At 75.0% G+C, this 22,367-nt stretch carries 19 protein-coding genes and 1 CRISPR repeat array; of the genes, 7 read left to right on the plus strand and 12 right to left on the minus strand.

Going from position 1 to position 22,367, the window contains the following annotated elements; genetic code table 11:
- The first annotated feature begins 43 nt into the window (after window positions 1-43).
- The gene (locus tag ABD879_RS16885) at window positions 44-274 is read left to right on the plus strand and encodes a hypothetical protein (RefSeq protein WP_345022377.1); all 231 of its coding nucleotides are present in this window, start codon (window positions 44-46) and stop codon (window positions 272-274) included.
- A gap of 75 nt (window positions 275-349) precedes the next feature.
- Window positions 350-865: a CRISPR direct-repeat array (repeat unit 28 nt; unit sequence GTCGGCCCCGCGCACGCGGGGATGTTCC).
- A gap of 199 nt (window positions 866-1,064) precedes the next feature.
- On the opposite strand, the gene ABD879_RS16890 is transcribed toward ABD879_RS16885, so the two are convergent.
- Together ABD879_RS16890 and ABD879_RS16895 are read right to left on the minus strand one after the other, a co-directional pair.
- Window positions 1,065-2,732 (minus strand): long-chain fatty acid--CoA ligase, encoded by a 1,668-nt coding sequence (locus tag ABD879_RS16890; RefSeq protein WP_345022378.1) that lies wholly within the window; start codon window positions 2,730-2,732, stop codon window positions 1,065-1,067.
- Between the two features lie 210 nt (window positions 2,733-2,942).
- The gene (locus ABD879_RS16895; protein ID WP_345022379.1) at window positions 2,943-3,521 is read right to left on the minus strand and encodes a peroxiredoxin-like family protein; all 579 of its coding nucleotides are present in this window, start codon (window positions 3,519-3,521) and stop codon (window positions 2,943-2,945) included.
- Between the two features lie 60 nt (window positions 3,522-3,581).
- Between ABD879_RS16895 and ABD879_RS16900 the strand changes: the two genes are divergently transcribed.
- Window positions 3,582-4,202, plus strand: a complete 621-nt coding sequence (locus tag ABD879_RS16900; protein ID WP_345022380.1) for a TetR/AcrR family transcriptional regulator — start codon at window positions 3,582-3,584, stop codon at window positions 4,200-4,202.
- A 7-nt stretch (window positions 4,203-4,209) separates the two neighbouring features.
- Here the strand turns inward: ABD879_RS16900 and ABD879_RS16905 are convergent, their stop codons facing one another.
- From ABD879_RS16905 to ABD879_RS16920, 4 genes are read right to left on the minus strand one after another with little or no spacing between them, the layout of a single operon-like run.
- The gene (locus ABD879_RS16905; RefSeq protein WP_345022381.1) at window positions 4,210-5,301 is read right to left on the minus strand and encodes an NAD(P)H-dependent flavin oxidoreductase; all 1,092 of its coding nucleotides are present in this window, start codon (window positions 5,299-5,301) and stop codon (window positions 4,210-4,212) included.
- Entirely contained in the window at window positions 5,298-6,029 is a 732-nt protein-coding gene (locus ABD879_RS16910; protein ID WP_345022382.1) for a CoA-transferase subunit beta, read from the minus strand. The genes ABD879_RS16905 and ABD879_RS16910 overlap by 4 nt, the downstream gene beginning before the upstream one ends.
- Window positions 6,026-6,886 (minus strand): CoA transferase subunit A, encoded by an 861-nt coding sequence (locus ABD879_RS16915; protein WP_345022383.1) that lies wholly within the window; start codon window positions 6,884-6,886, stop codon window positions 6,026-6,028. Before ABD879_RS16915 ends, ABD879_RS16910 begins: the two co-directional genes overlap by 4 nt.
- Window positions 6,883-7,656 (minus strand): enoyl-CoA hydratase family protein, encoded by a 774-nt coding sequence (locus ABD879_RS16920; RefSeq protein ID WP_345022384.1) that lies wholly within the window; start codon window positions 7,654-7,656, stop codon window positions 6,883-6,885. Before ABD879_RS16920 ends, ABD879_RS16915 begins: the two co-directional genes overlap by 4 nt.
- A 65-nt stretch (window positions 7,657-7,721) precedes the next feature.
- Between ABD879_RS16920 and ABD879_RS16925 the strand changes: the two genes are divergently transcribed.
- From ABD879_RS16925 to ABD879_RS16940, 4 genes are all read left to right on the plus strand, one after another.
- A complete protein-coding gene (locus tag ABD879_RS16925) occupies window positions 7,722-8,516 on the plus strand; it encodes an SDR family oxidoreductase (RefSeq protein ID WP_345022385.1) in 795 nt (264 codons plus the stop codon).
- Window positions 8,513-9,418: an SDR family oxidoreductase gene (locus ABD879_RS16930; RefSeq protein ID WP_345022386.1), complete on the plus strand. Its 906-nt coding sequence runs from the start codon at window positions 8,513-8,515 to the stop codon at window positions 9,416-9,418. The genes ABD879_RS16925 and ABD879_RS16930 overlap by 4 nt, the downstream gene beginning before the upstream one ends.
- A gap of 350 nt (window positions 9,419-9,768) precedes the next feature.
- Window positions 9,769-13,716, plus strand: coding sequence for an ATP-dependent RNA helicase HrpA (hrpA, locus tag ABD879_RS16935; RefSeq protein ID WP_378268819.1), 3,948 nt, complete (start codon window positions 9,769-9,771; stop codon window positions 13,714-13,716).
- Between the two features lie 105 nt (window positions 13,717-13,821).
- On the plus strand, window positions 13,822-15,369 hold the full coding sequence (locus ABD879_RS16940; protein WP_345022389.1) for a coiled-coil domain-containing protein: 1,548 nt from the start codon (window positions 13,822-13,824) through the stop codon (window positions 15,367-15,369).
- Between the two features lie 91 nt (window positions 15,370-15,460).
- On the opposite strand, the gene ABD879_RS16945 is transcribed toward ABD879_RS16940, so the two are convergent.
- A complete protein-coding gene (locus ABD879_RS16945) occupies window positions 15,461-16,249 on the minus strand; it encodes a hypothetical protein (RefSeq protein ID WP_345022390.1) in 789 nt (262 codons plus the stop codon).
- 267 nt (window positions 16,250-16,516) lie between these two features.
- Complete coding sequence (locus ABD879_RS16950) at window positions 16,517-17,032, minus strand: hypothetical protein (RefSeq protein ID WP_345022391.1); 516 nt, start codon at window positions 17,030-17,032, stop codon at window positions 16,517-16,519.
- 255 nt (window positions 17,033-17,287) lie between these two features.
- Here ABD879_RS16950 and ABD879_RS16955 point away from each other — a divergent pair, with 255 nt between their 5' ends.
- Window positions 17,288-18,094: an ABC transporter ATP-binding protein gene (locus ABD879_RS16955; protein ID WP_345022392.1), complete on the plus strand. Its 807-nt coding sequence runs from the start codon at window positions 17,288-17,290 to the stop codon at window positions 18,092-18,094.
- Between the two features lie 40 nt (window positions 18,095-18,134).
- Here ABD879_RS16955 and ABD879_RS16960 read toward each other — a convergent pair whose 3' ends face one another.
- The 4 genes from ABD879_RS16960 to ABD879_RS16975 form a co-directional block, all read right to left on the minus strand.
- Window positions 18,135-19,520, minus strand: a complete 1,386-nt coding sequence (locus tag ABD879_RS16960) for an AAA domain-containing protein (RefSeq protein ID WP_345022393.1) — start codon at window positions 19,518-19,520, stop codon at window positions 18,135-18,137.
- Window positions 19,517-20,983 (minus strand): hypothetical protein, encoded by a 1,467-nt coding sequence (locus ABD879_RS16965; protein WP_345022394.1) that lies wholly within the window; start codon window positions 20,981-20,983, stop codon window positions 19,517-19,519. Before ABD879_RS16965 ends, ABD879_RS16960 begins: the two co-directional genes overlap by 4 nt.
- A 99-nt stretch (window positions 20,984-21,082) precedes the next feature.
- A complete protein-coding gene (locus ABD879_RS16970) occupies window positions 21,083-22,177 on the minus strand; it encodes a hypothetical protein (RefSeq protein ID WP_345022395.1) in 1,095 nt (364 codons plus the stop codon).
- On the minus strand, window positions 22,174-22,367 hold a 194-nt coding region (locus ABD879_RS16975), incomplete at its 5' end, for a hypothetical protein (protein ID WP_345022396.1). The genes ABD879_RS16970 and ABD879_RS16975, both read right to left, overlap by 4 nt.

Consider the following 22,367-nt stretch of genomic DNA (forward strand, 5'->3'; position numbering starts at 1 on the left):
TGGCCCGTGCTGCTGCATGTGAGGGGGCCGCGATGCGTGCTTGGTGATCCGCACGATCGTGCCCATCCTGGTCGGCGTCGTCGTCGGCCAGGCCGCCCGGCTCGGTGTCGGCCTCGCCGCGGGCGCGGTGACCGCTGTGGTCACGCCGGTCGTGGCGGCGGTGTTCGCCGCTGTGGTGCGGTGGGTGGAGGTGCGGTACCCGGCGGTGGGCCGGGTGCTGCTGTCGGCGGGGCTGGCGCGGTCGGCGCCGGTGTACCGGCCCGTGTTGCGGTAGCCTGCGGTCGTCGGTAGGAGAATCCAACTGAATGAAAACTCGGCTTCGCTGTTGTAGAGTCGCAGGTCAGCAAGTGTCGGCCCCGCGCACGCGGGGATGTTCCCTCGACAACGCCCAGCTGAACACCCTCCCCCGTGTCGGCCCCGCGCACGCGGGGATGTTCCCTGACGCGCCATCTTGACCAGCTCGGCCGTGTCGTCGGCCCCGCGCACGCGGGGATGTTCCCGTCGCCCGGCTCGGCAAGGTCGGCCGCCACGTGTCGGCCCCGCGCACGCGGGGATGTTCCTCATCCATGTTTTCTAGGGACCGAACTGCCCGCGGTCGGCCCCGCGCACGCGGGGATGTTCCCCGGACGTAGGCGTGCCACCCGTCGTCGTAGGGGTCGGCCCCGCGCACGCGGGGATGTTCCGCGGATTCTGACAAAGCGGGCTCGGGAATGGGCGTCGGCCCCGCGCACGCGGGATGTTCCCGGCCGGTGTAGCACGCGCACCCGGGGCACTCGGTCGGCCCCGCGCACGCGGGGATGTTCCTAGCCACCGCACATCACCCCCTAGAACCCGTACGTCGGCCCCGCGCACGCGGGGATGTTCCGAGAAGAACTCGGAAAACACCCCTGGCATTAAGGTCGGCCCCGTGGAGGAGGGGCAGCGGGAGGGCGTCTTCCGCGCCGATGTTCCCGCCGACTTGTTTCTTAACGGGTTGCGTGCGCGTCCCGAAGGACCGGCGGCCGCGCCCGGCCGCCCCGGAAAGGGCGACCAGGGCGCGGTGTCCGGTTGAGCGGGTCGCGGGTTCAGGCCCGCGCGGCGCGCGCGGCCCGCTCCACGCGCTCCACGTCGAAGGCGCCCTCGCGGAACCGCGCCCGCAGCGGCTTCTTGTCGAACTTGCCGACGGTCGTCTTGGGGATCTCGTCGAGGAACGTCCAGTTCTCCGGCACCTGCCAGCGCGCCACCTTGCCGTCCAGGAAGGCCGCCAGCTCCGCCGCCGTGACGGCCGCGCCCCGCCGCCGCACCACGCACGCCAGCGGGCGCTCGGTCCACCGCGGGTCGGGCACGCCGATCACCGCGGCCTCCAGCACGTCCGGATGCGCCATCAGGTGGTTCTCCAGCTCCACCGAGGAGATCCACTCGCCGCCCGACTTGATGACGTCCTTGGCCCGGTCGGTGATCTGGAAGAAGCCGCGCTCGTCGATCGTGCCGATGTCGCCGGTGCGCAGCCAGCCGTCGTGGAACTTCTCCGGCGCCGGGTCGCGGTGGTAGGAGCCGGTGATCCACGGCCCGCGGACCTCGATCTCGCCGACGGACGTGCCGTCCCACGGCAGCTCCTCGCCGTCGTCGCCGACGATGCGCATCTCCACGCCCGCCGCGACCCGGCCGGACCGCATCCGCCAGTCCACGTCCTCGGGCGTGCCGGGCCGCACGCCGGGCGGCGGGAACGCCATGCCGCCCAGCGGGCTGGTCTCGGTCATCCCCCAGCCCTGGATGATGCGCAGGCCGTAGCGCTCCTCGAAGCGCTCCAGCAGGGCGCGCGGCGCGGCGGCGCCGCCGGAGGTGCCGGTGCGCAGCGACGACAGGTCGATCTCGTGCTCGGCGCCGTACTCCAGGATGCCGCTCCAGATCGTCGGGACCGCGGACGCCACGGTGCTGCGCTCGGCCGCGATGAACCGGGTGAGGTGCTCGGGCTGCAGGAACGGTCCGGGCATGTGCAGGGACGCCCCCGACATCAGCGCCCCGTACGGCAGCCCCCAGGCGTTGACGTGGAACATCGGGACGATCGCCAGCACCCGGTCGGCCTCGGTGATGCCCACCAGCGACGCCGACTGCACCGCCATTGCGTGCAGGAACGTCGAGCGGTGCGAGTACACCACGCCCTTGGGGTCGCCGGTGGTGCCGCTGGTGTAGCACATCGACGCGGCCGCGCGCTCGTCGATCTCGGGCCAGTCGAAGCCCGGCTCCTCGGCGGCCAGCAGCTCGCGGTAGCGCAGCACGCGCGCCCGGCCGCCGGAGGCCTCCTCCAGCGCGCTCGCGTCGCCGTCGCCCACCACGATGTAGGTCTCCACGCAGGGCACCCGCCCGGCGACCCGCGCCAGCAGCGGGACGAGGTTGTCGTCGACGATGACGACGCGGTCCTCGGCGTGGCCGATGATGTGCGCCAGCTGGTCGGGGAACAGCCGGATGTTGAGGGTGTGCAGCACCGCGCCCATGGCGGGAACGGCGAAGTAGGCCTCCAGGTGCTCCTGGTGGTTCCAGCAGAACGTGCCGACCGCCTCGCCGGTGCGCACCCCGAGCCGGGACAGCGCGGCGGCGAGCCGCTCGGCGTTCTCGGCCACCTGCGCGTACGTGGCGCGGCGGGCGCCCGCGCCGGTCCAGGTCACGCATTCGCTTCCGCCGAACACCCGGGACCCGTGCCTGAGTATCGCGCCGACGGTGAGCGGGAAGTCCTGCATCGTGCTTCGGATCATGCGTTTCTCCGGGGGTGGGCGAAGGCGTGTTCCGGCAGACCCTCCGGCCGGTCACTGTGTCCGAGAACACATACCGACCGGTCGGTTAAACGTTAGGGGCGTCCCGTTCGCGGCGTCAACGGGTGCGAGGGCGGTTCCGGTGCCGCCGAGGAGGGGAGCCCGTCCCCGTGGCGCGGCTCGCCGCGCCACGGGCTCACCGCCGGGCGTCGGTCACGTGGCCGTCGTCGTGCGCCGGGCCTCGGCGGCCAGGGCGAGCAGCTCGTCGACGGGCCACTGGTCGTAGGCGTGCCGACCGTACCCGGCGGCGACGATGCGGCCGTCCGGGGCTATGAGGAAGTCGGCGGGCAGGCCGAGCCGTCCGTGGGGCCGGCGCGCGGTCGGCGTGCGGTCGCGCCGGAGTGCCACCCGCCACGCCGAGCGGGAGAGCGCGACGAGGATCGGGCCCCACACGCGCGGGTCGAGCAGCGCGCGGCGGCCGGTCTCCACGCCGAACTCCCGGTACAGCCGCTTGCCGGGGTCGGCGACGAGCGCGAACGGCAGGTCGGCCGCGTACGGGAGCAGCTCCTCGGCGGGGGAGTGGAACACCGCGACCTCGCGGACGCCCGCCGCCTCGATCTCGGCGTGCCGCCGTGCCACCGACCGCAGGTGCAGGTTGCAGACCGGGCATCCGGCGAAGCGCCGGAACTGCAGGTGGACGAGCCGGTCCGGGTCGGGCACGGGCACCGGCGCGCCCCCGACGGCGGCCAGTTCGCGGGCGGGCACCGGTGCGCCCGCCGAAAGCCTGGGCATGGGGAACCTCCGACGTAGGCGTACAAGATACGCCTACAAGCGTAGGCGTATCTTGTACGCATGCCCAGGCCGCGTTCGCTCAGCCCCGCCCGCATCGCCGAGGCCGCCCTCGCCGTGATCGACCGGGGCGGCCTGCCCGCGCTCACCATGCGGGCGGTCGCTCAGGAACTGGGCATGGGGACGATGTCGCTGTACCGGTACGTCGACGACCGGCGGGAGCTGGAGGGGCTGGTCGTGGAGCTGGTGCTCGGCTCGGTCGACACCGAGCCGCCGCCCGGCGCGCCCTGGCGCGAGCAGGTCGCGACGCTGGTGCGGCGGGTGCGCGACGCGGTCGCCGCGCATCCGGCGATCGTCCCGCTGACGATGACGCACCGGCACCGCTCGCCCGCCCTGCTGCGCTGGGGGGAGGCGGTGACGGACGTGCTGGCCGGGGCGGGATTCGACGCCCGCGGCCGCGTCATCGCGCTGCGCGCCCTGCTCGGCTACCTCCTCGGCGCCATCCAGCTCGAACATCTCAGCCCGCTGGCCGGGCCCGGCACCGATGCGATCGCCGCCCTGCCGGACGACGCCTACCCCCGGCTCGCCGAGACCGCCCGCGGCGCGCGGGGCCTTGCGCCCGAGGAGGAGTTCGACGGGGGGCTGGCCGCCGTCCTCGCCGGGATCGCGGGGGACGCCCGCTGACCCGCCGCTAATCCCGCACGAGCACCGACTGCTGCGCGGCGATCGCCTCGGCGGCCTCGCGGACGATCCGGCCGATCAGCTCCGCGCACGTGGGCAGGTCGTCGATCACCGCCACGACCTGGCCGGACGCCATGACGCCGAGGTCGGGACGCCCGTCGACCATCGCGGCCTTCAGCAGCATCGGGGTGTTGGCGGCCATGAGCACCTGCGACCACGACAGGTCCCGGCCGCGCCGCATCGCCCGCCCGTCGGCCAGCATCGCCCGCCACGACAGGCCGGAGATCCGCCGGAACCGGGCGGCGTTGCGCACCGCCCGGGCCAGGCGGGTGAGGCGGCCGGAGCGTTCGAGGCCGTCCACCAGGCCGCTGCGCAGCACCCGGTGCGGCAGCCCGTCGACCTGCCGGGTCACCACGGTCTCGGCGGCGCGCAGGTAGACCTGCTTGACCGCGTCGGGCACGGAGCTGTCGGCGGTCAGCAGGAACCGGGTGCCCATCGCCACGCCCGCCGCCCCGTAGGCCAGCGCGGCGGCCAGGCCGCGCCCGTCGAAGAACCCGCCGGCGGCGATCACGGGGATGTCGACGGCGTCCACGACCTGGGGGAGCAGCAGCGTCGTGGCGACCGGGCCGGTGTGCCCGCCGCCCTCGCCGCCCTGCACCAGCACCGCGTCCGCGCCCCAGCCGGCGACCTTCTCGGCGTGCCGCCGGGCCCCCACCGACGGGATCACCACCACGCCCGCGTCCTTGAGCCGGGCGATCAGCTCGCGCCTGGGCGCCAGGGCGAACGAGGCGACCCGCACCCCCTCCTTGACGATCAGGTCGACGCGCTCGTCCGCGTCGCCGGCGTCGGCCCGCAGGTTCACCCCGAACGGCGCGTCGGTGCGCTCCTTGACCTCGCGGATCGCCGCGGCCAGCCGGTCGACCGGCATGGTCGCCGACGCCAGCACGCCGAGGCCGCCCGCGTTCGCCACCGCCGTCACCAGGCGCGGCCCGGCCACCCAGCCCATGCCCGTCTGCATGACCGGGTGCCGGACGCCGGTCAGCCGCGTCAGCGGCGTGTCGAGCACCCGCCCCGCCGCCCGGCCGGCCGCCTCGCCGCTCATCCGGGGACCTCGCGGTCGCGCAGCCCCCTGGGGTCGAGCACCTCGCGCATGAGCCGCAGCTCCTCGGCGGTGGGCGAGCGAGTCTCGGGCACCTCGTCCGGGACGACCAGGTCGAACCCGGTGCGGGCGACGACCTCCTCGACCGCCACCCCCGGGTGCGTGGAGCGCAGCCGCATCCGCCGGTCCGGGGTGCCGAAGTCCAGAACGGCGAGGTCGGTCACCACCGCGCGCAGCTCGAAGGCGCCCCGGTCGCCGCCGATGCCGCTGACGAAGTCGACCTTCTCGGTGAACACGCGGGGCGAATGCCGGGGGATCCAGTAGCTGGTGGTGTTGACGCGGGTGTTGCCGGGCGCCCCCCGCACGCCGAGCAGCTGCCGCGCCGGGTGCTCCCAGTCGCCGATGCAGGAGATGTTGGAGTTGCCGTACCGGTCGATCTGGCTGGCGCCCAGGACCACGTGCCGGCGGCCGTTCAGCACCAGCCACAGGTGGTCGCGGAACGGCAGCCAGCCCTCGACCGCGCCGGCGGGCGCGCCCAGCGGCACCGGTTCCGCGGTCAGGTGCGGCCCGCCGTCGGTGGTCAGCAGGTCCGGCTCGAACGTCATCCGCGCCAGCCGCGCCCCCAGCGCGGGCACCGTGCCGGACACCGCCGCCGCGACGATCTCCCCGTCCCCGCGGAACAGCTCCGCGCACGCCACCGCGCACACCTCGGCCCGCGTCGCCGCGCTCACCGCGACTCCTCCTGCCAGGTGCGGACGGCGTCCTGGTAGGCGGCCTCGTCGCCCGACAGGAAGCGGTCGCGGAAGGCCCGCCACTCTGCGGGATCGGCCGCAGATCTGGCGTACAGCCGCTGGAACGCCTCGTCGCGGCCGTGGTCGGGCTCGCAGGCGGTGAAGTGCGCGCCGCCCGGCGTCTCCACCACGCCGGTGACATGCGCGCGGCTGATCAGCAGTGACTGCACCGGTCCCTCCTTGAGCAGGTCGCCGGTGTCCACGAGGCGTTCGCAGGACACGTACGCGCGGTCGGCGGCCTTGGCGAACAGGTCGTCCATGTAGGGGTCGGGGCCGAGGTACCGGCCGTTGCCGCGCGCGTCGGCGCGGTTCATGTGGACCAGCGCGACGTCCATCGCCAGCGGGGGCACGGCGATCAGCTCGGTGCCGTCGGCGTACGGCGAGCGGACGGTGCGCAGCCCGGGGTTGACGCGCAGCACGTCCGAGCCCAGGCCCGCCGGCGTCGGCAGGAACGGCAGCCGGTGCGCCGCCGCGTACAGCCCGAACATGAACATGCCCTCGTCGTACTCGGTCAGCTCGATCGCCCCGTTCTGCCGCGCCGCCCGGAAGTGCGGCTCCAGCGGGATCGAGTCGAGCGTCACGAACGGCGCGACCAGCCTGCGGACCTTGCCGTACGCGCACAGCAGCCCCACGTCCGGGCCGCCGCAGGACACCACCGTCAGATCGGTGACCGGCGACCGGCAGATCGCCCGCACCAGCGCCATCGGCTTGCGCCGCGACCCCCAGCCGCCGATCCCGACCGTCATGCCGCTGGCCAGCGACGCGACGACCTCGTCCACGGTCATGACCTTGCTCATCGGCCCTCCTCGGCGGCCCGGCCGGCCCGGCCGCCGCGGACGAAGGCGTCGCGGTGCCGGTCGCCCGCGCCGGTCAGGTTCAACTCGAAGGTGAAGCCCTGCTCGAACCGGTAGCTGCGCTTGACGTCGACCGGGTCGATGCCGTTCAGCGACTCCTTGGCCCGCCGGATCACGTACCGGTCCTTGGCCGCGATGTCGCGGGCCACCGCCATCGCCGCGTCGCGCAGCCGCGCCGCCGGGACGACCTCCAGCACCGACCCGTGCCGGTGCAGCTCCTCGGCGGTGACGTTGCGGCAGGTGTAGACCATGGCGCGCATCAGGTGGTGGGGGACGAGCCGGGCCAGGTGGGTGGCGGCGCCCAGCGCGCCCCGGTCCACCTCGGGCAGGCCGAAGTAGGCGTCCTCGGCGGCCACCACGACGTCGGCGTTGCCGGCCAGCCCGACGCCGCCGCCCAGGCAGAACCCGTGCACCGCCGCCACGACCGGGACCTCGCAGTCGTACACCGCCGCGAACGCCGCGTAGCAGCCCCGGTTGGCGCCGACCAGCGCGGTGTGCCCGTCGGCGGCCTGCAGCTCCTTGATGTCGACGCCCGCGTTGAAGCCGCGTCCGTCGGCGCGGAGCACCACCGCCCCGACGTCCGGGTCGCGTCCGGCCGCCAGCACGGCGTCGGCCAGGTCGTACCAGCCCCGGACGGTGAGCGCGTTGACCGGGGGCGCGGTGACGACGATCTCCGCCACCCCGTCGGGGTGGGTCGTGGTGGAGACTCCCATGCGCTACCTTTCCACCAAACATTTGTTAGAACAGAACGGTAGCAGGAACCCGCCGGGAGGGCCCGATGGCGCTGACGCTGGATCTGAGCGGCCGCCTGGCCGTGGTCACCGGGGGCGTGCGGGGCGTGGGACGCGGCATCAGCCGGGCGTTCCTGGCCGCCGGGGCCGACGTCGTCGCCGTCGCCCGCCGCGAGCCGCCGGAGCCGCCGTCGGCGGGCGGCCGCACCGCCCGCTTCGTCTCCCTCGACGTGCGCGACCCGGACGCCGTGCAGGACTTCATGGACGGCCTCGACCGGATCGACGTGCTGGTCAACAACGCGGGCGGCACCCCGTACCTGCCGCTGTCGGACGGCGACCCGCGCACCCACGCCAAGATCATCGAGCTGAACCTGACCGCCCCGCTGATCTGCGCCCGGGCCGCCGCCGCCCGCATGCGGGCCCGGCCCGGCGGCGGCTCCGTCATCATGGTCGGCAGCGTGAGCGGGGTGCGGCCCTCGCCCGGCACCGCCGCCTACGGCGCCGCCAAGGCGGGCCTGCACAGCCTGGCGGCCTCCCTGGCCGTCGAATGGGCCCCCGACATCCGGGTGAACGCCCTGGTCCTCGGCATGGTCCGCACCGAGAGCGCGCACCTGCACTACGGCGATGAGGCGGGCATCGCCGCCGTCGAACGCACCGTCCCCCTGGGCCGCCTGGCCGACCCGTACGCCGACGCCGGCGCCGCCTGCGTCTATCTCGCCTCGGACCTGGCCGCCTACGTCACCGGCTCCGCACTGCTCATGCACGGCGGCGGCGAACGCCCCGCCTTCCTGGACGCCGCCACCGCCAACAGGCCCGGCCGACACGAGGAGGACGCCCAGTGATATGCACCGACCGCGTCGTGGCCGTCACCGGGGCGGGCCGCGGCCTCGGCCGCGCCCACGCCCTGGAGTTCGCCCGCCAGGGCGCCGCCGTCGTCGTCAACGACCTGGGCGTGGCCCGCGACGGCACCGGCGACGCGGCCGGCGGCCCCGCCCGGCGCGTCGTCGAGGAGATCGAGCGGCTGGGCGGCCGCGCCGTCGCCAGCGTCCACGACATCGCCACCGAGGACGGCGCGGCCGCCCTGGTCGCCACCGCCCTGGAGGCGTTCGGACGCCTGGACGCCCTGGTCAACAACGCCGGGTTCCTGCGCGACCGGATGCTGGTCAACCTCACCGAGGAGGAGTGGGACGCGGTCATGCGCGTCCACCTCAAGGGCCACTTCCTGCCGCTCAAGCACGCCGCCCGGCACTGGCGCGCCGAGAGCAAGGCGGGCCGGGCCGTGGACGCCCGCGTGGTCAACACCTCCTCCGGCGCCGGGCTGCTCGGCAGCGTCGGCCAGGGCAACTACTCGGCCGCCAAGGCCGGGATCGTCGGCCTCACCCTGGTCGCCGCCGCCGAACTGGCCCGCTATGGCGTGACCGTCAACGCGATCGCGCCGGCCGCCCGCACCCGCATGACCGAGGAGGTCTTCGCGCGGACGATGGCGCCGCCCCCCGAAGGGGGGTTCGACGCGATGGCGCCGGAGAACGTCTCGCCGCTGGTGGTCTGGCTCGGGTCGGCGCGTTCGCGGGGCGTCACCGGACGCGTCTTCGAGGTCGAGGGCGGGCGGATCTGCGTGATGGACGGCTTCCGGCACGGCCCGGTGATCGACAAGGGCGGCCGCTGGGACCCGTCCGAACTGGACGACGTCGTCGCCGGCCTGCTCGCCGACGCCCCCGCCCCCGAGCCCGTCTACGGGGCCTGACCCCGGCGCCCGGGCAAGGCGATCCCGCATCGAGCCCAGGCGAACCTTACTATGTCAAGGCCGCCGCCTGCGTCGAACCGCCGCCGAAAACACCGTCCGGACGGCCGTCCGGCTGCAAAGCCGCACCGCCGACCGGGGCGCCCGCGCGGTTCCACGAGCGCGGGCGGGGCGCCGGTACTGGAATGCCCGGCGTGTGGATGATGTTGTTAGAGCCTGGGACGGCCGGGAAAACCGATCGCCTCGGGCGCGTCGTCCCGGCTACGGTGCCAAGGTTGCGGGGACGCCCGCCCGGCGCCGCCGGCCGCCCCGCCCCGCCCTTGGCCACCCGTTCGACGGTAATGAGGACGCACGTGAAATCGCCGCTCGCCGACCTGCGCGCGCGCCTGCCCGAGCTGACGATCTACGACGCGCACCGGCTGCGCCGCCGCCTGGACGGTGTGCAGAAGCTGCGGGACGAGCGGCGCCGCGCCCGGGTGCTGGAGAAGATCGGCGAGGAGGTCGAGGCCGCCGAGCGGCGGGTGGCGCGGCGCCGCGCGGCCGTCCCGGCGATCACCTATCCGGACGCGCTGCCGGTGTCGCAGAAGAGGGACGACATCCTGGCGGCGGTGCGCGACCACCAGGTGGTGATCGTGGCGGGGGAGACCGGGTCCGGCAAGACCACCCAGCTCCCCAAGATCTGCCTGGAGCTGGGCCGCGGCGTGCTCGGCTCGATCGGCCACACCCAGCCGCGGCGGCTGGCCGCCCGCACCGTGGCCGACCGGATCGCCGAGGAGCTGGGCACCGAGCTCGGCGAGGCGGTCGGCTACAAGGTGCGCTTCACCGACCGGTCCAGCGACGACACGCTGGTCAAGCTGATGACCGACGGCATCCTGCTGGCCGAGATCCAGACCGACCGGCTGCTGCGCCGCTACGACACACTGATCATCGACGAGGCGCACGAGCGCAGCCTCAACATCGACTTCCTGCTCGGGTACGTCAAGGAGATCCTGCCCAAGCGGCCCGACCTCAAGGTGGTCATCACCTCGGCCACCATCGACCCCGAGCGGTTCTCCAAGCACTTCGACGACGCGCCGATCGTGGAGGTGTCGGGCCGGACGTATCCGGTGGAGGTCCGCTACCGGCCGCTGGTCGACCCCGACGACCCGCAGGCCGACCCCGACCGCGACCAGATCCAGGCGATCTGCGACGCGGTGGACGAGCTGTCCGGCGAGGCGCCGGGCGACATCCTGGTGTTCCTCAGCGGCGAACGGGAGATCCGCGACACGGCCGACGCCCTGGCCAAGCACCTCAAGGGGCGGCGCGGGCCGCAGACGGAGGTGCTGCCGCTGTACGCGCGGCTGTCGGCGGCCGAGCAGCACCGGGTGTTCCAGCCGCACTCCGGACGCCGCATCGTGCTGGCCACCAACGTCGCCGAGACCTCCCTGACCGTGCCCGGCATCAAGTACGTCATCGACCCCGGCACCGCGCGCATCTCCCGCTACAGCCACCGGCTCAAGGTGCAGCGGCTGCCGATCGAGCCGATCTCGCAGGCGTCGGCCAACCAGCGCAAGGGCCGCTGCGGGCGCGTGTCGGAGGGCATCTGCATCCGCCTGTACTCGCAGGAGGACTTCGAGTCGCGTCCGGAGTTCACCGAGCCGGAGATCCTGCGCACCAACCTGGCGTCGGTCATCCTGCAGATGACGGCGCTGGGGCTGGGCGACATCGCCGCGTTCCCGTTCGTCGAGCCGCCGGACCGCCGCAACGTCAAGGCGGGCATGGACCTGCTGCACGAGCTGGGCGCCATCGACCCGGCCGAGAAGGACCCGCGCAAGCGGCTCACCCCGCTGGGCCGCCGGCTGGCGCAGCTGCCGATCGACCCGCGGCTGGGCCGGATGATCCTGGCGGCCGACGAGGCCGGCTGCGTCCGCGAGGTGCTGGTGATCGCCTCGGCGCTGTCCATCCAGGACCCGCGGGAGCGGCCCGCCGAGCACCAGCAGGCCGCCGACGACAAGCACCGCCGCTTCGCCGACCCGACGTCGGACTTCCTGGCCTACCTGAACCTGTGGAACTACCTGCGGGACCGGCAGCGCGAGCTGTCGGGCAGCGCGTTCCGGCGGATGTGCCGCGAGGAGTTCCTGCACTACCTGCGGGTGCGGGAGTGGCAGGACCTGCACTCCCAGCTCAAGCAGGTCGCCAAGGCGCTGGGCGTCACGGTCAACAGCGCCGACGCCGACCCCGACCGCATCCACATGGCGCTGCTGTCGGGCCTGCTGTCGCACATCGGCCTGCAGGACGACCGCAAGAAGGACGAGGGCGGCCAGCGGCGGCGCCCGCAGGTCGAGTACCTGGGCGCGCGCGGCGCCAGGTTCGCCCTGTTCCCCGGGTCGGCGCTGGCCAAGAAGCCGCCCCGCTGGGTGATGTCCGCCGAGCTGGTGGAGACCTCCCGGCTGTGGGGCCGCATCAACGCCCGCATCGAACCGGAGTGGGTCGAACCGCTCGCCCAGCACCTGGTCAAACGCTCCTACAGCGAGCCGCACTGGTCCAAGAAGCAGGCGGCGGTCATGGCGTACGAGAAGGTCACCCTGTACGGGGTGCCGATCGTGGCGCAGCGCCGCGTCAACTACGGCCGCATCGACCCGGAGCTGTCGCGGGAGCTGTTCATCCGGCACGCGCTGGTCGAGGGCGACTGGGACACCCGGCACCGGTTCTTCCACGACAACCGGGCGCTGCTGGACGAGGTGGAGGAGCTGGAGCACCGGGCGCGGCGCCGCGACATCCTCGTCGACGACGAGACGCTGTTCGACTTCTACGACGAGCGGATCCCGCCGGAGGTGGTGTCGGGCCGGCACTTCGACGCCTGGTGGAAGAAGGCCGGACGCACCCAGCCCGACCTGCTGAACTTCGAGAAGTCGATGCTCATCAACCAGGGCGCGGGCGACGTCAGCGAGGCCGACTACCCCGACGCCTGGCAGCAGGGGCCGCTGCGGCTGCGGCTGACCTACCAGTTCGAGCCGGGCACCGACGCCGACGGCGTCACCGTGCACATCCCCGTGCAGATCCTCAACCAGGTGCGGCCCGACGGGTTCGAGTGGCAGGTGCCGGGGCTGCGGCAGGAGCTGGTCACCGAGCTGATCCGGTCGCTGCCCAAGCCGGTGCGCGTCAACTTCGTCCCGGCGCCCGACTTCGCGCGGCGCGTCCTGGAGCGGGTGGCGCCGCGCACCGAGCCGCTGCTGGCCGCGCTGGAACGCGAGCTGACCGCCATGACCGGCGTGCCGGTGGCCCGGGAGGACTGGGACCTGGCGCGCCTGCCCGCCCACCTGCGGATGACCTTCCGGGTGGTGGACGAACGCGGCCGCGTCCTCGGCGAGCACACCGACCTGGACGCGCTGAAGCGCAAGCTGCGCGGCACGATGCGCGGCACGCTGGCCAAGGCCGCGTCGGGCGAGGGCATCGAACGCGCCGGGCTGCGCGAGTGGACGATCGGCGAGCTGCCGCGCACCTACGCGCGCAGCCAGGGCGGGTACGAGGTCAAGGCGTATCCGGCGCTGACCGACGAGGGCGACACGGTCGCCGTCCGCATGTACGAGACCGAGGCCGAGCAGCGCCGCGCCATGTGGCTCGGCACCCGCCGCCTGGTGCTGCTCAACTGCACGTCCCCGGCCAAGCTCATCCAGAAGGGGCTGACGAACCAGGGCAAGCTGGCGCTCAGCCACAACCCGCACGGCTCGGTGGCCAAGCTGTTCGACGACTGCGTCACCGCCGCCGCCGACCGGCTGATCGCCGAGGCGGGCGGGCCGGCGTGGGACGAGGCGGGGTTCCGCCGCCTGTACGACCACGTGCGCGCCGAACTGCACGACGCCACCGCCGCGATCGTGGCGCAGGTCGAGCGGATCCTGGCCGAGGCGCACGAGATCGACCGGCGCCTGCGCGGCACGACCAGCCTCACGCTGGTGCCGGCCCTGACCGACGTGCGCGAGCACCTCGGCCGGCTGATCCGCCCCGGGTTCGTCACCGCGACCGGCTGGCACCGGCTGCCCGACCTGCCCCGCTACCTGCGGGCCGTGCGGATCCGGCTGGACAAGCTGCCGGAGAACCCCGGCCGCGACCGGCAGCTGACCTTCCAGGTCCACCAGGTGGAGCAGGAGTACGAGGCGCTGCTGAACCGGCTGCCGCCGGCGCGCCGCGACGAGGAGGCGGTCCGGCAGATCCGCTGGCTGCTGGAGGAGCTGCGGGTGTCGCTGTTCGCCCAGCAGCTCGGCACGCGCGTGCCGGTGTCGGACAAGCGCATCCGCAAGGCGATGGCGCAGATCGCGGTCTGAGGCGGGGCGCCGGCGGCCGCCCGGCGGCCGCCGCCCGAGTGTTGATCATCTCTGACGCCCCGCAAGTCACTGCGGCCACGTGCACTAGTGCGTAAGGTTCATCTCATGCCTAACAGCGATGAGCGCGACAACAGCGGTCCCGGGGGGCAGACCGTGACTCCCGAATCCGCTGTCGCAGAGGCAGGCGGCGCGCAGCCGGCCGAGGGCTCCTCCGCCGCTTCCGAGAACGCCACCGCCGACAACGCCGCCGGGAACGGCGACGAGAGCACCGCCGGGAACACCGGTGGGGAGAAGGCGGTCGCCACGACCGGGACCTCCGCCGTGGCGGCCCAGCCCGGCCCCGACGCCGCCGTGGCGCGGGTGGGGGACCCCGTCGCGGTCTGGCCGTGCGCCAACTGCGGCCGCCCGGTGCCGCAGCCGGTCGGGGCCGTGCGCACCGTCCGCTACTGCCAGGACAACGACGGCGCCTGCGCCCGCGAGGCGCGCGAACGGCGCGAACGCGGCCGGGACGCGCCCGGCCTGACCGGGCAGGTCGCCGCCACCTGGGAGATGGTGGAGCGGCTGGAGCGCACCGCCGACCTGCTCGCCGAGTCGCTCACCCAGGAGCTGAGCGTCGCCGGCGTGGAGCGGCGGGTCGCCGAGGTGCGGGCCGAGGCCGCCCGCGAGCTGGCCGTCGCGCAGAGCGAGCGCGACGCGTCCCAGCGGCGCGCCGAGGAGGCCTGGCAGGAGGCCGCCGCGGCCCGCAAGCGCGCCGAGGAGGCCGAACGCGCCGCCGCCAAGGCCCGCGAGGAGGCCAAGCTGGCCACCTCCAAGCGGGACGCCGCCCAGCAGGCGTGGGAGGAGGCCCACCAGATCGCCCAGCAGGCGGTGTCGGCCAAGCTGGCCGCCGAGAGCGAACGCGACCGCATCGCCGCCCGCGAGACCGAACTGCTGGCCGCGCTGGAGAACACCCGCGCCGAACTGGTCGCCCTGCACGCCAAGCTGGCCGAGGCCGAAAGCGCGGTCGAGGCCCAGCGGGTGGAGGCCGCCGTCGCCAAGCAGGGCGCCGAGGACCTGCGCGCCGCCATGCGCGACACCGAGGCGCAGCGGCAGCGCGCCATGCAGTCGGCCAGCAAGGCCGAGGCCGAGCGGGCGGCCGCGCTGCGCGCCCAGTCGGAGGCCGAGGCCGAGGTGGTGCGGGCCAACGCCCGCGCCGAGGAGGCCGTCAAGGAACGCGACGCCGCGCTCGCGCAGGCCCGGCAGGCCACCGCCGAACGCGACGAGCTGGCCACCAAGGTCAACGACCAGGCGCTGCAGCTGCGGCAGCTGGCCCAGTCGGTGGCCGAGCAGCAGGCCGCCCTCGCCGCGCTGGCCGAGGAGCGCGACGCGGCCCGCGCCGAGGCCGACCGGGCGCGCCGTCAGATCGACCAGCTCACGCAGAACACGCTCGCGTCGAACTTCGTGCCCGCCCCGCCGCCCCCGGCCGGGCATTCGCCGCAGTTCGGGACGCCCCCGCCCTACCCGAACGCGCTGTTGGGGCAGCAGGGCGGCGAGCAGGGCGCGTCGCCGACCGTCCCCGGCCTCCCCGTCCAGGGCGGCCCGTCGGGAGGTGCCGGCGGGCAGCAGGGCGGCACGTCGGCCGACCGAGAGGACCCGCTGTTCGCCGGTCCGTGACACCCCCGCCGGCGCCCCTGGCGGCGCCACCGGGAACGCCGCCGCGCCGGCGCCGGGGAAGGCGGGCGGCCGCCGGACGTGCGACCCGCGGTCAGGACGACCAGCAGTGCTCGGTCGCCGGGGCGGTCTCCTCCACCGAGAGGTTCACCGGAGGGGACATCTCGGGCTTGGCCGCGGGGGCGGACGCGGCGGACGGCGCGAACCGCGCGGGATCCACCTCGATCCAGATCTGCTCGGCCCGGCCGAGCAGCCGGCCGTCCGCCCCGTACAGCGCCGTCGCCGCGTGGGTCTTGCGGCCCTCGCGGGTGCGCGCCAGGCCCATCACCACGCACCGCTCGCCCGCCGCGGGAAGCCCGGTGACCTGCGCGGTCATCGTGCCCAGCACCGACGCTCGGCCCGGCTGGAGGAACGCCCACGCGCCGGGGCAGTCCAGCGCCGCCCACACCAGCTCGGGGCCCGGCTCCTCGGCCGGCGTCCACGGGGCCGCCACGGTGTCGTCGGCCACCCGGCCGGGCGCCAGCCGCAGCCCGTCGCCGGGGTCGCGGTCGGTGCCGCACACGAAGCAGCCGGGGAACGGATGGTCGGCCGCGCCGCGGAAGCCGGCGGCCGCCGCGAGCGCCTCCTCGTACGGCACGGGTGCCACCGGGGGCACCACGATCGCGCCCGCCAGGGCCTCGGCGACCACCGCCTCGCCGTCCCACAGCCGCGCGCTGAGCCCGCGTTCGTCGTCCACGCTCACCCGCAGCTCGGTGCCGAGCGGCGGCGGACGGCGCAGCGTGACGGTCACCGTGTCGGTGGACAGGTGGCCGGCGAGCAGCCCGGCCACGTAGCCGCCGTTTCCCGAGCCCTCGGGACCCCGGAACCGCGCATCTATGATCAACTGAAATCCCCCGTAGTCCGCTACGGCATGAAACCCCGCCGATAATAGTGAGCCGCCCCGACAGGCCGGCCCCCGGGTGAGCTGCCGCTACTACCGTCAGCAACGGTCCATGTCCGGCCCGGGAACGGGCGGCCGCGCCGAGGACCACTCCCGGCGGCGGGCACGTCCCGCCGGGGCCCGCGCCCGCGAGACTGTGACGCGGCGGAGCGGGCGACCGTTCCCCCCGTTCGCGTCAGGGCGGCCGTTTCCGTCAGGACGACAGCGCGGTCACAGCGCGCGGGACGGCTGGGGGCGGCCCGGCCGGGTGCTGAAGAACACCGACAGCGACCCGGTGAGCCGGGCGCGCACCGTCGCCTCGTCCACCGGACCGTCCTCGGGGACGGGCGTGCGCTCCAGCGCCCGGGCGATCAGCTGCTCGACGTTGCGGTCGGCGACCAGCACCGAGCACGTGTCGCAGGCGTACCAGGGGTAGAGCATGTTGAGCACGGCCACCGCCGTGTCGTCGTCCGACAGGTGGGTGGTGTCCAGCTCGACCTCGAAGATGTCGGTGTCGTCGGGGTCCAGGGTGGGGTAGTACAGCCAGCTCGGCCCGGGGCAGCCGCAGAAGTCGCACGTGCGGTCGCGCTGCTCGGGGGCGCCCACGGCCAGTTCCAGCTCGTGGTCCCACGGCTCCACCCGCCGGTTGTGGCGGTAGCCGACGCCGTCCAGCGTGCCCTCGCGGTTGTGCGTCACGTCATGCACCTCGCCGCCGCAGCGGGCGCACATGAAGCCGATGTCCTCCATGTCCCTCCCCGGTTCGCCGGCCACCGGCTCTCACAGTATCCGGCCGCGGCCGTGCTCGTCCGTCCGGGCGGTCACCGCGACGAGCGGCGCCCTGGCGGGCGGGCACGCCGCACCGTCGGGTACCTTGATGATCCTCTTCCCGGTGCGCTTCCGGCGATCCCGGCAGCCCCGTCCCTTTCGCCTCCGGCCGCCGCATCCGGCCGTCCGCGCCGGTTCCCCGTCCGAGCCCGTCCGAGCCTGTCCGAGGAGGTATGCGTGCCACTCGCTCCCGCCCGCACCGATGTCGTCCTCAACGCCGACAAGGTGGACGTGGTCCGCGACGGCCGGACGCTGCTGGACCAGGTGTCGATGACGGTGCTCGCCGGCGAGCACTGGGCGCTGCTCGGCCCCAACGGCGCGGGCAAGAGCACGCTGCTCGGCATCCTCGGCGCCTACACCCATCCCACGCGCGGCTCCGCCGAGATCCTCGGGCACCGCCTCGGCCGGGTCAACGTGCACGAGCTGCGCACCCTCATCGGGCAGGTCAACCCGCGGCACCCGCTGCAGTCGGCGCGCACCGTCCGCGAGGTCGTCCTCACCGGCGTGACGGGCACCATCGAGCTGATGCCGCGCTGGACGCCCACCGGCGAGGAGCTGGCCCGCGCCGACGAGCTGATCGGGCTGATGGGTTTGTCGCACCGCGCCGACGCCCGCTGGCCCACCCTGTCGCAGGGCGAGCGCGGCCGCACCCTCATCGCGCGGGCGCTGATGCCCGACCCGCCGCTGCTGCTGCTCGACGAGCCCGCCACCGGCCTGGACCTGGCCGCCCGCGAACGCCTGCTGGCCGGCCTGGACGAGCTGCGGCGGCGGCGCCGCGACCTGACCACCGTGCTGGTCACCCACCACCTGGAGGAGCTGCCCACCAGCACCACCCACGCCCTCCTGCTCAACGGCGGCCGGGTGCTGGCCGCCGGACCGGCCGACCAGGTGCTCACCACCGAGCAGGTCAGCGCGTGCTTCGAGCACCCCGTGACGATCACCCGGCACAACGGCCGCTGGGCCGCCACCGCCGGAACCCCCTAGCCGGGCCCGCCCGCAAGAACGCGCGCGGCGGGGGAGGGCGTCAGGCGTCGGCGGCCACGCGGTGGGCGGCCAGGTGCGCCAGCACCGCCTGATTGGCCTCCCACCCGTCCGGGAACTTCACCGGAACGCCCAGATGCACCGGCTCGGTGGACGGGTGGGCGTCCAGCAGCTCGGGGATCCCGGCGCGGGCGACCACCACGCACGCGTGCCGGTGCCGCGAGGTCAGCACGCACAGCCGCCCCGACTCCAGGTGGAACGCGGTGGCGTCGCGGCGGCCCGACAGCGGGTGCAGCACGATCGTCACGTCGTACTCGCGGCCCTGCAGCCGGTTGGCGGTGTCGACGGTGATGCCCTCGCCCAGCGGGCCCAGCGCCGCGCGGATCGCGGCGACCTGGTCGCGGTGCGCCGCGCCGATCGCCACCCGGTCCGCGCCCACCGGCCTGCTGCCCAGCTCGGAGTGGGCGACCGGGCCGCGCTGCAGCAGCCGCACCGCCAGCGCCGCCGTCGCCCGCACCGCCTCGGCGTCGGTGCGCAGCGTGTGCCGGGCGGGCAGCTCGTACAGCGCCCAGCCGGTGGCCGCGGCCTCCTCCAGCGCCCGGTCGTAGGTGGTGCCCATGCCGCCCGCGCCGAACTCCAGCCGCCGGTCGCCCGGCCCGGTGCCCGAACGGAACCCGGTGAACGGGTAGAACGCCTCCGACACCAGCGGCGCCGCCGACGCGGGCAGCCGCCACGACACCGGCAGCCGGTGCACCGGAAGGTCGGGGTTGTGCGCCAGCAGCACCGCCACGGCGCTGCGCAGCGGGTCCCAGGTCAGCCCCGCCCACCGCTCCACCTCCACGGTGGAGAACGGGTCGAGCTGCCCGGGGTCGCCGACGAACAGCGCCCGCTCGAACCGGCCGGCGATGCGTAGCAGCATGTCCGAGCGCATCTGGTACGCCTCGTCCACGATCGCCCACGGCCACGACCCGTCCGCCAGCGTCGCCCACTTGGCCGCCGTGGCGATCACGATGTCGCGGTCGGCCAGGTCGTCGGCCTTCTGCGCGACCCGCACCGACGGGTGCGCGGCGACCCGCGCGGACGGCGCGTAGGCCGACGCCGACAGCCGCCCGATGCTCAGCCCCGGATGCCTGGCGGCGATCCGGTCGATGAGGTCGTCGACCTGCTCGTTGGTCTGCGCGACGATCATCAGGCGCTCCCCGGCCTCGGCCAGGTGCGCCGCGGCCCGCACCACCAGCGTCGACTTGCCCGCGCCGGGCGGGGAGTCGACCACCACGCCCCGGTGCTCGCCCGCCAGGTCGGCCAGCACCGCGTCCACGACCCGGGCCGCCGCGACCGCGGGGTCGGGCTCGTCCTGCGGCCCGCGCACCAGGCGCAGCGGCCCCGCAGCCGGCGGGCGCGCGCCCGTTGCGACCGTACGGTCCGTCATGACCACTCCTCCGCGGCGTCCTCGTCGGTGGGCACGTAGTCCTCGGTCGGGCCGCCGTGCGTCCACGGCGTCTCCTCCCGGTCGGGGAACCGGGCCGCGCCCCAGGAGTCGGCGACCCGCGAGGTGAAGCACACCCGGTCGCCGACCTGCGGAACCGTCCCGGGCTCGGGCGTCAGCCTGCGCCCCATCCCGCCGGTCAGCTCCAGCAGCACACCGCCCGCGCCGACCTCCACCACCCGGCCCTTGAGCGCGGGCCGGTCGGCGCTGCACACCGTCGTGCCGGGCTCCAGCTGCACCGGGTCCTCGGTGCCGACCCGCAGGTACGGCCGCAGCCGGGGCCGCTTGCCCGACTCGTCCAGCCGGGTCGGGTCGCACTCGGTGACCACGCCGCCGAACGCCTGGCCCGCGAGCCGGTGCTCGGCCATCACCAGCGGATCGTCGAACGCGCGCTGCGCCTCGTAGCTCTCCTGGGCGCGCTCCAGGTCGTGCAGCCGCCGCGCCGCCCGCACCGGCGGGTCGCGGCGCGCCTGCGGATACCCCTCGCCGAAGGTCTGGTGGTAGTAGGTGAACGCATCGCGGTCGCGCTCCCAGCGGGCGGGCACGCTGGCGCCCTCCGGCAGTCCGCGCAGCAGCCGCACCGCCCGCCACATCAGCTCCCAGGTCGGGGCGAGCTGGCTCTCCAACGCCTGGCGGATCTTCTCCTCCGCCTGCGGCGCCCCCTCGTTGTAGGCGGCGATGGCCGGGGCCAGCACCTCGTTGTCGAACGTCGGGTCGGTCGCCGGACCGGCCGGGGGACAGGCCACCGGGTCCTCGGCGAGCGCCGCCGCCGCGGGGCCGTCCATGCCCTCCGGCGGGTCGATCCACCCCAGCAGCGCCGCCAGGTTGCCGTCCTCCAGGGAGCTCTGCCCGGTCGCCCAGTGCAGCCGCAGCACCTCGGTCATCGCCAGCAGCAGCGAGCTGCCCGGGTGGTCGTGGCGCTCGGTGAACCAGGTCAGCCACCGGCCCAGCGCCGGGACCGCCGCGTCCACCGCGTACGGGCCCTCGGTGCGGCGGAACCGGGTGGAACGCCCCAGCATCCGCAGGAACGCCACCCCGCCCCGGTTGGGCACCAGCAGCTGCGGCGCGTCGCTGTAGCGGGTCTTGGCCTCGCCGTCGCGTCCCGGCGGCAGCTGCTCCACCGACCCGCGGCTGGCCTCCACGTGGTCCAGCACCACCTTGGCCAGGTCGGCGGCGAACGCGAACCGCAGGTCGCGGTTGCGCGGCTGCGGCACCACCAGCAGCGCCGGGTCGGACGGGCGCGTGCCGAGCATCACCGCCAGCGGCGCGGCCGCCTCACCGGCCAGCTTCAGCGGCACCATCACCAGCGGCGCCTCGGCCAGATGGCAGTGCCGCACCGTGGCCAGCGGCTGCGCGCGGCCCGTGGCGACCGCCTCCAGCCGCGCCAGCGACGTCAGCGCGCTCACCCCTGGCCCCCGCGGGCCCCCGCGGCGCCGGGAAGGCGCCGCGTCCCCTCCGGCCCGTTCATCACCGGGCCCCCTCCGCCGGCGTGCGCGGGGCGCGGGTCACGCGGCACCCTCCAGGGCCTCGCGGCGCAGCCGGGCGGCGGTGCGCAGCTGCTCGGCGGTCTCGACCAGGTCGGGCGACGGCTCGATGGTGCCGTCGGCCAGCCCCAGCGCGGTGCCGATCGAGTCGACGCCGCCCAGGTCGTCGCGCACCGACCGGCCGAGCGCGCCCGTCGAGCCGCACGCGCGCGCCTCCTCCCGGCAGAAGAACGCCATCTCGCAGGTGGACATGCACTCGGGCGCGTAGCGGGCCGCCACCGTCCGCACCGCCTCGGGCAGCGCGTCGCCGGGCGCGAAGGTCAGGTCGTCCGGCAGCTCCTCCAGGATGCGGTCGACGCGGGTGAGCCGGGCCAGCTGCCGCTCCAGCACGGCCAGCTGCGGCCGCACGTCCAGCAGCGACGCCGTCGGCCGGTTGGAGAAGTTCTCCGGGCACACCAGGAACACCTCGTGCGACACCCGGTCGGCGGGCGCGCCCAGCTCGGCCAGCAGGCGGCGCAGCGCCAGCACGTACACCGCGGACTGGCGGGCGGCGGCGGCCACCTGGTCCGGCTCGGCCTGCCCGTCGATCACCGCGAACGACTTGATCTCGATGACGTGGAAGCGCCCTTCGAGCTGGAAGGCGATGACGTCGGGCTCCAGGTAGGCGGGCTGCCCGGCGATGTCCAGCCGCAGCAGCGGATGGTCGAACAGCGTGCCCTCGCCCGACTCCAGCGCCCGCGCCAGCAGCCGCCGGGTGCGCGTGTAGCGCAGCTCGCGGCCCTCGTTGCCGCCGACCACCTCCAGGTCGTCGTAGGCGACCTCGGGCAGCTGCAGGCCGAGGCGGTCGCGCAGCAGGGTGAGCAGCTCGGCGCAGCCGTCGGCCTTCACCTGCGCCTCGAACGCGTTGCCGCGCGTGATGGCGAACTGCGACTGGCCGAACTGCGCGGGGAAGCCCAGCGCGCGGGCGACGGCGTCCTTGTCCACCCCGGCCGCGTCCATCAGGCCGCGCCGCGCGCAGCCGGGGTTGGCGGTCAGCGCGGCGATGGTGCGGGCGTCGTGGTTGCGCGGCGGCGCGCCGCCGCGCAGCCGGTCGAGGGCGAGTGCGGTGTCGGTCATCGGTCGTCTCCGTTGCTGGCGCCGTCCGGACGGCGCCGCGGCGGGGCCGGGTCGCTCGTCCGACGGGAGGTGCGGGGTGCCGCCTCGCCGCCCCGGGCCGGCGCGGACGAGCGGCGCCGGGGCGTCTTCGTGCGGGATGCGGCGGCGGTGCTCTTGCGTGCGGCGGTGCCGCTCTTGCGCGAGGCGCCGG

Origin of the sequence: Actinomadura keratinilytica (assembly GCF_039539665.1) — a bacterium.
In the GTDB taxonomy this organism is placed as follows: Bacteria; Actinomycetota; Actinomycetes; order Streptosporangiales; family Streptosporangiaceae; genus Spirillospora; species Spirillospora keratinilytica.

Coding starts and splice junctions, on each gene's coding strand:
- ABD879_RS16950 (WP_345022391.1), bottom strand. CDS start 17,032: ATGGAGGACATCGGCTTCATGTGCGCCCGCTGCGGCGGCGAGGTGCAT.
- ABD879_RS16890 (WP_345022378.1), bottom strand. CDS start 2,732: ATGATCCGAAGCACGATGCAGGACTTCCCGCTCACCGTCGGCGCGATA.
- ABD879_RS16970 (WP_345022395.1), bottom strand. CDS start 22,177: ATGACCGACACCGCACTCGCCCTCGACCGGCTGCGCGGCGGCGCGCCG.
- ABD879_RS16960 (WP_345022393.1), bottom strand. CDS start 19,520: ATGACGGACCGTACGGTCGCAACGGGCGCGCGCCCGCCGGCTGCGGGG.
- ABD879_RS16895 (WP_345022379.1), bottom strand. CDS start 3,521: ATGCCCAGGCTTTCGGCGGGCGCACCGGTGCCCGCCCGCGAACTGGCC.
- ABD879_RS16915 (WP_345022383.1), bottom strand. CDS start 6,886: ATGAGCAAGGTCATGACCGTGGACGAGGTCGTCGCGTCGCTGGCCAGC.
- ABD879_RS16920 (WP_345022384.1), bottom strand. CDS start 7,656: ATGGGAGTCTCCACCACGACCCACCCCGACGGGGTGGCGGAGATCGTC.
- ABD879_RS16900 (WP_345022380.1), top strand. CDS start 3,582: ATGCCCAGGCCGCGTTCGCTCAGCCCCGCCCGCATCGCCGAGGCCGCC.
- ABD879_RS16925 (WP_345022385.1), top strand. CDS start 7,722: ATGGCGCTGACGCTGGATCTGAGCGGCCGCCTGGCCGTGGTCACCGGG.
- ABD879_RS16940 (WP_345022389.1), top strand. CDS start 13,822: ATGCCTAACAGCGATGAGCGCGACAACAGCGGTCCCGGGGGGCAGACC.
- ABD879_RS16905 (WP_345022381.1), bottom strand. CDS start 5,301: ATGAGCGGCGAGGCGGCCGGCCGGGCGGCGGGGCGGGTGCTCGACACG.